This window comes from Ditibartonella choladocola (assembly GCF_002007565.1).
Classification (GTDB): Bacteria; Pseudomonadota; Alphaproteobacteria; order Rhizobiales; family Rhizobiaceae; genus Bartonella; species Bartonella choladocola.
Genome location: NZ_CP015625.1, coordinates 1948916 through 1960932 on the forward strand (window position 1 = coordinate 1948916; position 12017 = coordinate 1960932).

The 12017-nt window shown below is 46.6% G+C and carries 10 protein-coding genes and 1 pseudogene; 7 read left to right on the plus strand and 4 right to left on the minus strand.

The window, feature by feature from the left end; genetic code table 11:
- Positions 1-625: 625 nt before the first annotated feature.
- Entirely contained in the window at positions 626-1699 is a 1074-nt protein-coding gene (locus BBC0122_RS08655; protein WP_077993051.1) for a small ribosomal subunit Rsm22 family protein, read from the minus strand.
- A 126-nt stretch (positions 1700-1825) separates the two neighbouring features.
- Between BBC0122_RS08655 and choX the strand changes: the two are divergent.
- The 4 genes and pseudogenes from choX to BBC0122_RS08670 form a co-directional block, all read left to right on the plus strand.
- A pseudogene (gene choX / locus BBC0122_RS13175) lies at positions 1826-2770 on the plus strand (choline ABC transporter substrate-binding protein); the annotation flags it as partial.
- A 30-nt stretch (positions 2771-2800) separates the two neighbouring features.
- A complete protein-coding gene (gene choW / locus BBC0122_RS13180) occupies positions 2801-3613 on the plus strand; it encodes a choline ABC transporter permease subunit (protein WP_225868191.1) in 813 nt (270 codons plus the stop codon).
- Positions 3613-4653 carry a quaternary amine ABC transporter ATP-binding protein gene (locus tag BBC0122_RS08665; protein WP_077993054.1) on the plus strand — a complete coding sequence of 347 codons (1041 nt, stop codon included), beginning with the start codon at positions 3613-3615 and terminating at the stop codon, positions 4651-4653. Before choW ends, BBC0122_RS08665 begins: the two co-directional genes overlap by 1 nt.
- Positions 4654-4665: 12 nt before the next feature.
- A complete protein-coding gene (locus BBC0122_RS08670) occupies positions 4666-5481 on the plus strand; it encodes a TrmH family RNA methyltransferase (RefSeq protein ID WP_077993056.1) in 816 nt (271 codons plus the stop codon).
- 424 nt (positions 5482-5905) lie between these two features.
- On the opposite strand, the gene BBC0122_RS12840 is transcribed toward BBC0122_RS08670, so the two are convergent.
- Both BBC0122_RS12840 and mnmA read right to left on the minus strand, forming a co-directional pair.
- Complete coding sequence (locus BBC0122_RS12840; protein WP_149866667.1) at positions 5906-6121, minus strand: hypothetical protein; 216 nt, start codon at positions 6119-6121, stop codon at positions 5906-5908.
- Positions 6122-6529: 408 nt separating this feature from the next.
- The gene (gene mnmA / locus BBC0122_RS08675; protein WP_077993058.1) at positions 6530-7726 is read right to left on the minus strand and encodes a tRNA 2-thiouridine(34) synthase MnmA; all 1197 of its coding nucleotides are present in this window, start codon (positions 7724-7726) and stop codon (positions 6530-6532) included.
- Positions 7727-8068: 342 nt separating this feature from the next.
- On the opposite strand from mnmA, the gene sciP reads away from it, so the two are divergent.
- On the plus strand, positions 8069-8344 hold the full coding sequence (gene sciP, locus BBC0122_RS08680) for a CtrA inhibitor SciP (protein WP_075868936.1): 276 nt from the start codon (positions 8069-8071) through the stop codon (positions 8342-8344).
- Between the two features lie 1572 nt (positions 8345-9916).
- Positions 9917-10075 carry a hypothetical protein gene (locus BBC0122_RS13020; RefSeq protein ID WP_188318016.1) on the plus strand — a complete coding sequence of 53 codons (159 nt, stop codon included), beginning with the start codon at positions 9917-9919 and terminating at the stop codon, positions 10073-10075.
- A gap of 72 nt (positions 10076-10147) precedes the next feature.
- On the opposite strand, the gene BBC0122_RS08690 is transcribed toward BBC0122_RS13020, so the two are convergent.
- Positions 10148-10534, minus strand: coding sequence for a flagellar export protein FliJ (locus BBC0122_RS08690; protein ID WP_077993062.1), 387 nt, complete (start codon positions 10532-10534; stop codon positions 10148-10150).
- Positions 10535-11167: 633 nt separating this feature from the next.
- On the opposite strand from BBC0122_RS08690, the gene ctrA reads away from it, so the two are divergent.
- Positions 11168-11869 carry a response regulator transcription factor CtrA gene (gene ctrA / locus BBC0122_RS08695; RefSeq protein WP_077993064.1) on the plus strand — a complete coding sequence of 234 codons (702 nt, stop codon included), beginning with the start codon at positions 11168-11170 and terminating at the stop codon, positions 11867-11869.
- Positions 11870-12017: the final 148 nt, after the last annotated feature.

The following is a 12017-nucleotide window of genomic DNA, read 5'->3' on the forward strand; positions in this document are numbered from 1 at the left end:
TCTGCATCAAACTTTTCTTCAACCGGCGCGCGAATCAGCGTCGATTCGCGGGGCTGCCCGACAAAATGACATTTGAAATATAGAAATACTCTAAAATAGAATAAATTTGTTTTAATGAAAAATTATACTTGTAAAAATCGAATCTGATAATCTGCTACCATTATCACTTTTCCGTTTTGTTATAAGCTATTTCTCTTAAGCATTACGGAACTGTCTTTCTTTTACAAAGATTCCGGTTTTTTCTTTGCGTAAATGTTTTTGTGACAGTCGTCCGTTCACGAACTATAGATTTCCAAAAAATGGATTACCTGCTCTTCAATCCAAAAACTGTTTGCTTATTTTTTAGAATACGGAAAATTTGAAGAACGATAAAAAGTATTCATGTGATTTTTCATAATTAAAACTTGATAGATGAAACTGATTCGCTGCTCTCGGAATCAATATAAACTTGAATAAACAAATAGCCTTATAGTCAAAATGCGAATATACTTGAAACTATTAAGAAAAGGAAAAGTCCGGGCATTGGGGACCCGGACTTTTCTCCCCTTCGTTGGAGAAGGGATACAGGTGTAGGAAATAGCGGGGGACCTAAACACCTGTCGCCGGCACTTTCAAACATAGAGTTCTATTTGTGCGGCGAAGGTGAATATAGTTGACAGACAGGAATAGTCAACAAATATTTACAACCTATGGTTTTATTTTTTAATATATCTCCCCACTCCAGACGACGCAGTTCGCTGTATAATTTTTTATTCCTCCGCGTTGTAATTTCGGCATTTTTCTCACCACCGGAAGTGCAGATCGTATATTCCACTTTTCCGCTGGAGCGTTGAGGCCGTGACAGGATGCGACAATATTGCACATCGGGCTTTTCATGAGCGAAGGCAAGATAGCAGAATTTTTCGTCTTCAAAGGGCACGATCGCCTGTTTGGTAAGGCGATGTGTGCGCGAGCGTTCGACTCTTACAGAAAAATGGCACCAGTCCGGCGATTCGACCGGACAAGCAAATTCATGTGGACAAGGTGCAACAATATGGCCGCCTCTTTCAATTAACCTGTCACGTTGGCGGTTCAATCTTTTAAAACCGGCAGGCGTACCCGGCTCAATGAGAAAAAGCATGTCTCCGGTCTTGTTCCATAGGCCATCAACAAGGTGATCCTGTATTTTTTCAGGAAGTTCATCCAGCACATAACTTGCTGTGACAAGATCGGCTTTGGCAAGATTTTCAAAAGCGGCAGAAGAAATATCCATATTCTGCCAATCTGTTGTTACATGTTTTGAAGCGGACGGGGCGCTATCGTCATGGACAAGGCTCGCTGAAAATAGCGCTTTCCCAAGCGAGATAATATCATGGCTCTGCTCGACAAGCGTTGCATGTCGAAGTGAAGGGAAAATCCGGCTTGCGGCAAAAACGGCCGTACCCGGTCCGCCGCCGACATCAAGCTGGCTTGACGGTGAAAAAGACGGGCAAATTTCTGTAACTTTATCGAGTGCCGAAAACACGGCCGCATAGGTCGCCGGAAAACGCGCTGCTATATAGCCGAATGCAGCATTCCTGTCGGCAATATGCATTTTCCCGTCAAGTATTTCATTGCGATAGCGTTGGGTGAGCCGGTGGGACGCTTTTTCAAGTTCGGCGGGATTTGTCTGTTGAAAAAGCTCGTCAAGCGCGTTTTTCAAATTGGCAGGAAGTTGCATTGTGCGATTCCATAATAAAAGGCTTTTCTTGTGAACCTTATTTCATTCTTTATTGAAATAGTCTAACCCCGTCCTTAAGCTGGACATTGTATAATCATGGAGTTGCCGGAAATCTTGTCGGGCATTTTGAAACAAATAGCATTTCTTTTCCTAAGCTTGTTTCTGGCAGCGGGAACGGGATATGCAAGCGCGGATATAAACGAAGCTGAAACATGCAAAATTGTGCGCTTTGCCGATACCGGTTGGACAGATATTTCAGCCACAACCAGTATTGCCACCACACTTCTTAAAGCACTCGGCTATGATACCGAAACACGGATTTTATCCGTTCCTGTTACTTATGCCTCGCTTTCCAATGGCGATATTGATGTTTTTCTGGGTTATTGGAACCCGTCCATGACACCCGATTTCAAACCTTATCAGGACGATGGAAGTGTCGAGCTCCTCGGTTATAATCTGGAAGGGGCAAAATATACGCTGGCTGTGCCGCAATTTGTCTATGACAAAGGCTTGAAAAGCTTTGAAGATATAAAACGTTTCGGCCCTGAACTGGGTTATGCCATTTACGGGGTCGAACCGGGCAATGACGGCAATCGCCTTATTCTTTCAATGCTTCATGATTCCGCTTTCGGGCTTACCGATTTCCATATTGTCGAAACCTCCGAACAGGCCATGCTTGCCGAAGTCGAAGCACGCATTCGGGAAAACCGCCCGATCGTATTCTTGGGGTGGGAACCACACCCGATGAATATGCGCTTCAAAATGGCCTATCTTTCCGGTGGTGACCAATATTTCGGGAAAAATTTCGGCAATGCCAAAGTCGGCACCAATATTCGCAAGAATTATCGTCTGCAATGTCCCAATGTAACGCGTTTTCTCGGCAATCTCGTTTTCGATGTCGATATGGAAAACCACCTGATGGATCAAATCCTCGATCAGGGTGAAGACCCGGAAAATGCTGCCCATTCATGGCTTTTATCCAATAAAGAAAGGGTAAAAGGCTGGCTTTCGGGGGTGACGACCGTCAATGGGGGTAACGCTGTTGAAGCCGTTGACCACGCACTCGGCGCACCCGATGAAGAGACAAATACACACTATAAAATTCCGGTCGGAAAAACCGCAAATACGATCGTCGAGTTTTTGAAAGAGCATGGCGGGCTGGTTTTCACGGCTCTGCGTGTGGGTCTTGGCAGCCTGTTAAAAGCCACTCTGGCACTTCTATTGTGGCCAAATCCGCTTTTGTTGATTGCTATTTTATGTGTTCTTGCCTTCGCCATACAGAGAAATTGGCGGGTTGTTGTGCTCACTGCACTGGGGTTTCTGTTCGTTATCAATCAGGGCTACTGGGTTGACACGATGGAAACAATAGCTCTGCTGTTCTGGTCGTGCATTCTTTGTATGGGAATTGGCGTGCCGGTCGGCATTGCCTGCGCCCATCGTCCGAAAATATATCGCGGGATCCAGCCCATTCTCGATCTCATGCAGACATTGCCGACCTTTGTCTATCTGATACCGGCTATCATTTTTTTCCGCATCGGCATGGTACCGGGATTGATTGCAACCATTATCTTTGTGCTTCCTGCCCCCATAAGGCTCACCCAGCAAGGCATAGTCTCGACGCCAAAAGCCTTGATCGAGGCGGGTAAAGCATTCGGTTCCAACCGGCGGCAGATCTTATGGAAAATCGAATTTCCCCATGCTATGCCGGAAATACGTGCGGGCATGACGCAAACCATTATGCTTTCGCTTTCCATGGTGGTCATTGCAGCAACAGTTGGCGGCAATGGTCTGGGTGTCAAAGTCTATCGCGCATTGCAGCAGCATGATGCAGCTATGGGCTTTGAAGCCGGTTGCGTTATTGTGGTGGTCGCAATCGTACTTGACCGCCTGTTTCGACCGGGGAAGGCGCGCTAATGGCCAGAGTCATCATAGATCATGTGAGTGTGGTTTTCGGCAATCGTCAACAGCAGGCGCTCGATCTTGCAGATCAGGGCGCATCACGGGCAGAAATCAAGGACAGAACCAATACAGTGCTTGGTGTGCATGAATGTTCGCTCGACATTGCCGAGGGTGAAACATTGGTCCTGATGGGGCTATCCGGTTCGGGAAAATCGACTTTGCTGCGCACGATCAACCGTTTGATAAAGCCGGTCGAGGGCAATATCTATGTTGGCGATGTCGGCAATGAAATCAATGTCACCACCGCTTCGAGAGAAGAATTGCGCTATGTGCGCACGCGCCTTGTTTCCATGGTATTCCAGCAATTCGGCCTGTTTCCTTGGCGCACGGTCGCCGATAATATCGGTTTTGGCCTTGAAGTGGCCGGCGTGCCCAAAAAACAACGTCAGGCGATTATTGCCGAACAGCTTGATCTGGTCGGATTGAATGAATGGGCCAACCGCATGGTGACCGAGCTTTCCGGCGGTATGCAACAGAGAATCGGCCTTGCCCGTGCTTTTGCAACCGGCGCACCCGTTTTGTTGATGGACGAGCCGTTTTCAGCCCTTGATCCGCTCATTCGCAACCATTTACAGGACGAACTTCTGGAACTACAAAAGCGGCTCAATAAAACATTGATTTTTGTCAGCCATGATCTTGATGAAGCGATCAAAATGGGCAACCGCATTGCCATTATGGAAGACGGACGGATTTTGCAATGTGGAACAGCACAGGAAATTGTGCTATCGCCCGCCAATGAGCATGTCGCCAACTTTGTGCGCCACATCAACCCGTTGAGCTTTTTGACAGCAAGACAGGTCATGCGCCCCTATAATTATGAGAATGGCGATATTTCTGTTGCAGCCATGGCAAAACCTGATACGAGTTTACCTGATCTCATCAGTGTGTGTGACCGGAAAAACGGTGCCATTGGCGTGGCCGAAAATGGGCGTGTCATCGGCGTTATCACTGAGGAAGACATTATCCATCATCTGGCAGAGCATCAGAAACGGTGATAGGTTTGTTTTATGAGTTTGGATATTACAACAATTAGCGATGTTGAAGACCCGCGGCTTGCCCCCTATCGGGACATTCGTGAAAGAGACCTTGTCGGGCGCGAACATCATTTCATCGCCGAAGGCAAGGTGGTTCTGTCGGTTCTTTTAAGGTCGGAACGTTTTCAAGCCCGATCATTGCTGGTTGCTGCAGCCAAGCTTTTGGGGCTGATGCCGGTGCTCGACGCAACCAAACCCGCCTGCCCTATTTACTGTGTACCGCAGAAAATTATGGATGACATTGCCGGTTTTAATGTCCACCGCGGTATTCTGGGTATCGGAGAACGTATAAAGACGCCAACACTTGAAGAATTTTTGGCCAGTTTGCCGGAAAAAGCACTCGTTCCGGTGCTGTGCGGAATTTCCAACCACGATAATATGGGGTCGATCTTCCGGAACGCTGCCGCTTTTGCAGCTGACGGAATTATCATTGATAAAACCTGCTGTGATCCTCTTTATCGCAAAGCCATTCGCGTTTCGGTGGGAGCTGCATTGAAAGTTCCCTATACCCAAGGTGAAGATATAAAAGAAATTCTCACAGCGCTCGAAAAAGCCGATTTCCGTATCTATTCGCTTTCGCCAGCCGCTTCAAATTATTTGAAAGATGCGGAAGTTGCGAAAAGAACAGCTCTGGTTTTCGGTACTGAGGGCGAAGGTCTCCCCGATTTTGTCCTGAAGGATACCGAAACCTTGCGCATTCCCATTGCTTATGATTTCGATAGCCTGAATGTTGCTACGGCAACCGGACTTGCACTCGAACATTTTGCCGATTTTGACAAATTGAACTGACGATCGCACATCTGGAAAACCTGACGCGGGGAAACTGCCGGACAGGAACGGATAGGTTCAAACAGGCTCAAACAGGCTCAAACAGGTTCAAACTGGTTCAAACAGGCTCAAGCAAGCTCAAACAGGCGCAGATAAAACCGGATAGCTATTGTTCGGAAAATATCTATTGTCGCCTAATGCGCGCGATTTTTCAAAACCCCGATAACAGTGCCGGCTTGTCAGGCTTTGATTGCAAGCCACAAAACTTCCGAAAAAATAGAAATGCGATACATAGCACCAGAAACACCAGACCATGGCATAACAAAATATTAGCCGCAAAAACATGGGCAAAAACGCGGTGCAGAAAGACCTAGCGTAAAAAGACCTAGTGCAAAAAGACCTAGCGTAAAAAAAACTAGCGTAAAAAGACGTAGCGTAAAAAGATCTAGCGTAAAAAATAACACTGCCTGCCAAAGCCGGTTTTGCTACCTTCCGGACAATTCTCTCCCGAAGAGCGGATTCCAATATCGCTTACGGGAGCGGGCAATGAAAATCGCTTCAGTGACAGAATTTTCAAGCTCAGCGCTTTGGCTCTACCTGCATTTGCCCCTATCTGCATTTCATTGATCGTCCGGATAGGAGAATTTGTTAAACCTGACAATTTTTAGCCGTCAGTTTATTAAAACCGCCACGGGGTGAGGCAAGAGGGGTTATCAAAAGCCGACACGGCAACCGGCCAGTCCGGTTTATAAAGAAAAGCCAACATATTAGTGCCCCCCGTTTAGCGACAATTGTTTGGCGACGCCCCCTGTTTAGCAACCCGCTGTTTAGCAACAATTGCTTAACGACGCCCCTTTTTAGCGTCCCCTGTTTAGCAACCCGCTGTTTAGCAACAATTGTTTAGCGACGCCCCTTTTTGGCGCCCCCCCTTTTTCGCGCCCCCCTGTTTAGCAACAATTGCTTAGCGACAATTGTTTAGCGACCATTACAAGCCGGAAAAGTACGCCGACTTAAAGCCCAACGTGCTACCAATTGTGCTTTATTGAATGAAAACGCGGCATTACCCTTTTCAGGCTGCGGTATCCTCACGCGATTTATTCAACAGGTTTTTGAGCATTGTCTCGGCGCGGGCATCACGTTCCGAACGGGTGATGAACCCACCACCAAGAACCCGCGCATCATTGGTTTCATTATCGTAAAGCACACAAGCCTGCCCAGGAGCCACACCTGTCTCGCCTTCCAGAAGGTCGACTGTGAGCGTACCATCATGATATTTCACAATAGCCGGACGTGGCGGGCGTGTCGAGCGTACTTTGGCGGCAACTTCAATCCCCTCTTCGGGGAAGTCATCAAGATTTTCATCACCAAGCCAATTGGTATCCCGCAAAAACAATTTGCGTGTTTCAAGTGCTTCTCTGGGGCCGACAATGACACGCGAATTTTCCGCATCAAGATAGACTACATAAAGGGCTTCGCCGGTTGCAATGCCAATGCCGCGACGTTGACCGATGGTAAAATTGACGATTCCGCTGTGGCGACCGAGAATGCGCCCGTCAATATGCACAATCTCGCCGGGGTTGGCAGCTTCGGGGCGCAATTTTGCGATCACATCCGAATAGCGCCCCTGTGGAACAAAGCAAATATCCTGACTGTCGTGCTTGGAGGCAACGGCAAGCCCCATTTCGGCAGCGATTTCCCGCACATGCGGTTTTGCAAGATCACCAAGCGGAAAACGCAAATAATCAATTTGTTCCTGCGTTGTGGCAAAGAGAAAATAGCTCTGGTCGCGATTGGCATCGACCGGCCGGTATAATGCACGATGTGCGCCATTCTGGCGGCTTCTGATATAGTGGCCGGTTGCCAAAGCATCTGCACCGAGATTTTGTGCCGTTACAAGCAAATCGGCGAATTTGACTGTCTGGTTACAGGCAACGCACGGTATCGGCGTTTCACCATGGGCATAACTGTCAGCAAAAGGATTGATGACCGCCTCACGGAAGCGGGCTTCATAATCGAGCACATAATGGGGAATGCCCAAAGTTTCCGACACCCGCCTTGCGTCTTCTATATCCTGTCCGGCACAGCACGAACCAACGCGGTGGGTTGCTGCACCATGATCGTAAAGTTGTAAAGTCACGCCGACAACGTCATAACCTTCTTTTTTCAACAAGCCTGCGACAACCGACGAATCGACGCCGCCCGACATGGCAACGACTACGCGTGTATCCTCAGGGCGTTTTGGAAGATCTAGACTGTTGAGAGACATAACTCACCTTCTAACTTATTGACAGTTGCATGAAACTATATCGTGTTTTTATATACACAACACAACCGCCATTCCGAAAAAGAGAATGCAAACAGGTCATTTTTTAAAAACCTGACTTGCCCAGTTTATAAAAAAACAAAAAAAAATAAAGTGGCGTTTTTAGTTCAAGTTTGTTTGATAGCCACGTTTTTTATATAAATAATTGTTTCTAAAGTGTTTTTTAAATTAAACACAATTTTGAGCCTGTGTATTTGTTAAATTTTCGTTTCAGCCGGTTTAGCTCTTTTTTAAAGCTCCATGGTTATTGTCGCATCAGGTCCTTGAATAAGAGTAGAGAGTACAATGACCGAGTTAGTAAGAACAAGAGTAAAATACGTTATTGGCCCAGATGGGAGTCCGCTTACGATCACCGACCTGCCGCCAAGCAATACAAGGCGCTGGGTTATCCGCCGCAAAGCCGAAGTTGTTGCCGCTGTAAGAGGTGGCCTGCTGAGTTTGGATGAAGCCTGCCAACGTTATACATTGACGGTGGAAGAATTTTTGTCCTGGCAATGCTCGATTGATGAACACGGTCTTGCAGGTTTACGCACCACGCGTATCCAGCAGTACCGGCATTGATAAAACGATGCCCCTTCTTGCCTTCAAGCGTCAATAAAACAACCGTTTCTTGAATTTCAGGAAGCGGTTGTTTTATATTCGGGCAAATTGATGGATGGCGAAAAAGAAAATATCCTGAAAAGAGACAGGAAGCGGCTTTCGTCAACTTATTTCAATCAAGCAAGCGGCAAGACAAAATGCATTCAAAAGCCGGGATGCATTTTAAAAGCCGAGATACATTGAAACAGAATCATTTGTTGTTCACACGCGCTTCGTTGAAGCCGGTTTTTTACTGTTTTTTTCGGCTCCCGTCCGTTTTTCCGGCTCTCGTCTGTTTTTCCGGCTCCCGTCGGTTCTTCCGGCTCCCGTCTACTTTTCCGGCTCTCGTCCGTTCTTCCGGCTCCCGTCTGCTTTTCCGGCTCCCCTCCCTTTTTCCGACTCCCGTCCGTTCTTCCGGCTCCCGTCCGCTTTTGCCTGATACTGAATATCCCAAGCCAATTTTGCCGTTGCTGTTTCTATCTGCCCACCTGTTTTACGGCTATGCGCCCGATCTTTTTATTTTTCACGCGCCCGATTTATTCTTTTTTCGCCAGACGAATAATGAAATCGGAATTTTCTGGAGTCTACCGGTCGCTTTCCACAATCTTTCCCGCGGCTTTACGGTCTCTTTCCAGCGTCTTTTCTGCATCGTTCCGGTCTCTTCGGATGGCTTTCGAGTGGCTTTCCCGCGGCTTTAAGGTCTCTTTCCAGCGTCTTTCCTGCATCGTTCCGGTCTCTTCGGGTGTCTTTCCAGAGTCTTTCCGGCGAGTTTCCTGTTTTTGAAGCAATCCTCTAAAAATTCATTAGCTCGAACGGTTTATATCGTTTTTCTTTTAGAATTTTCGTCTCGCGGTTTGATAATCTTTCGGTTCCAATTTCCCGCGCGCAAGCTTTAAGGAAGCCGGCTTGCTCGAAGATATAGCGGCAATAGGGAATTGCTTTTTTGAAAATCTACAGCGGGAAAACTTCGCCAAATGAATGTGCGTTCTCCTGTTTGCCGGTTAAATCCGGTTATAAAAAATAGCTTATGATTAAAAACTACAAAGCGGAATGGTGGCCTGACAATGTGTGACTACAATCCGGTGCGCGTGAATACAATTTGAGGGTTTGACCACAATTTTTTTGTGGGGGTGACTACAATTTTGGGTAATCCCTACCCGCAAAATAAACGGAAATAGAGTGGCCGGAAAAACCGGCCACTTCAAGACTGCCTTTTTATAGGCACGGGAGAATAATTTTCAGCAATTTTCTAAATTTGTGTTCAAGCATCCGGCCGTGGCGGTGGCGCGCAAGGAGAAATTGTTATGTCCGGCCGGATTCGTTTTACCCGATATGGTTTTGTCGGCTTTCAACTTACGTCCAGTCCAAGTCCAAGCCATATTATGAAAATTGCGACACATACAGGCTTTCTTTGTCTCGTTTTCCGAAAATAACGCGACGATAACGGGAAAATAAGATACATATACTCAATTGCATAACAACTTTTCGTTGTAGACAAAACCGGTCTATTTATTTTAAAGTCCTATGCCTGTTCAGCGGCAACCGGCTATATTCATGGCTCGGCAAAAAGCGCGCAAAACCTGTCGCATCATAAACGCGATAGATAACGTAAACGCGATAGGTAACGTAAACGCGATAGGCAACGTAAACGCGATAGGCAGTGCTACTCTTCCCTCGGCTTATCTGGCATATCCCTTGACAGGTGTTGCATGAGACAACCGGTCTGTCGTCATTTGAACCGGCAGGCAGACCATGGCTTTTGTCAAAAAGCTTTTAACCGGAAATTCAGCCGATCATCGAACGGCTTTGAACAAAGACAACATCTTCCTCAGGCAGTGTCTTGCCATCGCGTTCTTCCAAAGCCTGTGCACGTTCCAATTCGGCTTCCAGCTCATGCAACTTCATCTCGGCAGAAGCTTTCTGGATTTGCAAATCGCGAATCGAATTGATGAGGTTTTCACGCCGCTGACGGGCTGCGCGTGCAAAAGTAGGATAGGCAAAGTGATTGACATCAGTAATGCCGGATTTGCGTTCTTCATTGACGATCTGCGTTTCAAGCTCGCTTACCATACGATTGAACTCGCCCATCATCATGTCAAGTTGAGAAATCTGGCGACGTTTTTCGCGCACCTGAAACATTTTCAACCGAACCACACTTTCACGCGGTTTCATACGCAATACTCCTTGACTACCGTGAACAATACACGTTCACACCTTGATACTCATACACGTTGGACCGGAAAACAGTTTATCCCTTCAACTACGGGGCGAACCGGATAATCCGTTGGACTGAATAACGAATTTTCCGGCAAGCCAGCCCTGTTAAAACCTCCACATTTGCAAAGCTTGTCGACAGGCTGTCTTAACTATTTGTTTACGGTCTTTGAGCACTATAGCCGAAGTCCCTTAAAGCTCGGTAAACAAAAGAGCTTTTTACAAACCGGAAAATCGTCTTTTCAAATTGGAAATGCACGAGTCGTATGAATCGGTTAGCGTATTTTCTTAAAGTAAAAATTAAACATATTCGTTTAACATTTATCACCTTGAATCAAAGGAATACAAGGTTTTTTTCACAAAATTTTATTAACGTCTTGCCAAGAAGAATCATATTTTGTTAACCATTTTGATGCAGATTGGTTAAAGAGGCAACGAATTGTTCTGAGTGCTGCCGAAATGTAAAATCACGGTTTCGGTTAAAATCATGATTTTATGGTGTTTTTTAAATCAGCTGTGCACGTCTTGGCGCAGTTGTTTGCATTGACCGCGATAACGCCTGATTCGGCTAGTGGAAAGGGGATATAGAATATGCGCGTTTTATTGATTGAAGATGACCACGCGACAGCGACAAGTATCGAGCTTATGCTCAAATCCGAAAGTTTTAATGTCTACACCACAGACCTTGGAGAGGAAGGTGTAGACCTTGGAAAATTATATGATTATGACATCATTCTGTTAGATCTTAACCTGCCTGATATGTCGGGTTATGAAGTTTTGCGCACATTGCGCCTTTCCAAAGTCAAAACACCAATCCTCATTCTTTCCGGCATGGGCGGAATTGAAGACAAGGTTCGCGGCTTGGGCTTCGGTGCAGATGACTATATGACAAAGCCATTTCATAAAGATGAATTGGTTGCCCGTATTCACGCCATTGTTCGCCGCTCGAAGGGTCATGCCCAATCGGTCATCGCAACCGGTGATCTGGTTGTCAATCTCGATGCAAAAACCGTTGAAATCGGCGGTCATCCGGTGCATTTGACAGGCAAAGAATACCAGATGCTCGAACTCCTTTCACTGCGCAAGGGAACAACTTTGACCAAGGAAATGTTCTTGAACCATCTTTATGGTGGCATGGACGAGCCGGAATTGAAAATCATTGACGTTTTCATTTGCAAATTGCGCAAGAAACTCGACGCGGTTTCCGGCGGCGTAAATTATATTGAAACCGTTTGGGGACGCGGTTACGTTTTACGCGAGCCGAATGAAGAGCCGTTGCGCGAAACCGCTTGATGAGGCGGTAAGTTCCGTTTCTCGGTTTTGAGAGATCATGCCGGAGACCTTTTCCAAATGGAAAAGCTCCGGCTTTTTTTTCGACACAAAGTTCCAGCCTTTTTGTGACATAAAGCTCCGGCTTTTTTGCGAAATAATGGCCGCATCA

What these genes read in the sequence shown, in the direction of transcription:
- BBC0122_RS08690 (WP_077993062.1), bottom strand. Translation starts at nt 10,534, where the DNA reads ATGAAACCGCGTGAAAGTGTGGTTCGGTTGAAAATGTTTCAGGTGCGC.
- ctrA (WP_077993064.1), top strand. Translation starts at nt 11,168, where the DNA reads ATGCGCGTTTTATTGATTGAAGATGACCACGCGACAGCGACAAGTATC.
- sciP (WP_075868936.1), top strand. Translation starts at nt 8,069, where the DNA reads ATGACCGAGTTAGTAAGAACAAGAGTAAAATACGTTATTGGCCCAGAT.
- BBC0122_RS08665 (WP_077993054.1), top strand. Translation starts at nt 3,613, where the DNA reads ATGGCCAGAGTCATCATAGATCATGTGAGTGTGGTTTTCGGCAATCGT.
- BBC0122_RS13020 (WP_188318016.1), top strand. Translation starts at nt 9,917, where the DNA reads ATGGCTCGGCAAAAAGCGCGCAAAACCTGTCGCATCATAAACGCGATA.
- mnmA (WP_077993058.1), bottom strand. Translation starts at nt 7,726, where the DNA reads ATGTCTCTCAACAGTCTAGATCTTCCAAAACGCCCTGAGGATACACGC.
- BBC0122_RS08655 (WP_077993051.1), bottom strand. Translation starts at nt 1,699, where the DNA reads ATGCAACTTCCTGCCAATTTGAAAAACGCGCTTGACGAGCTTTTTCAA.
- BBC0122_RS08670 (WP_077993056.1), top strand. Translation starts at nt 4,666, where the DNA reads ATGAGTTTGGATATTACAACAATTAGCGATGTTGAAGACCCGCGGCTT.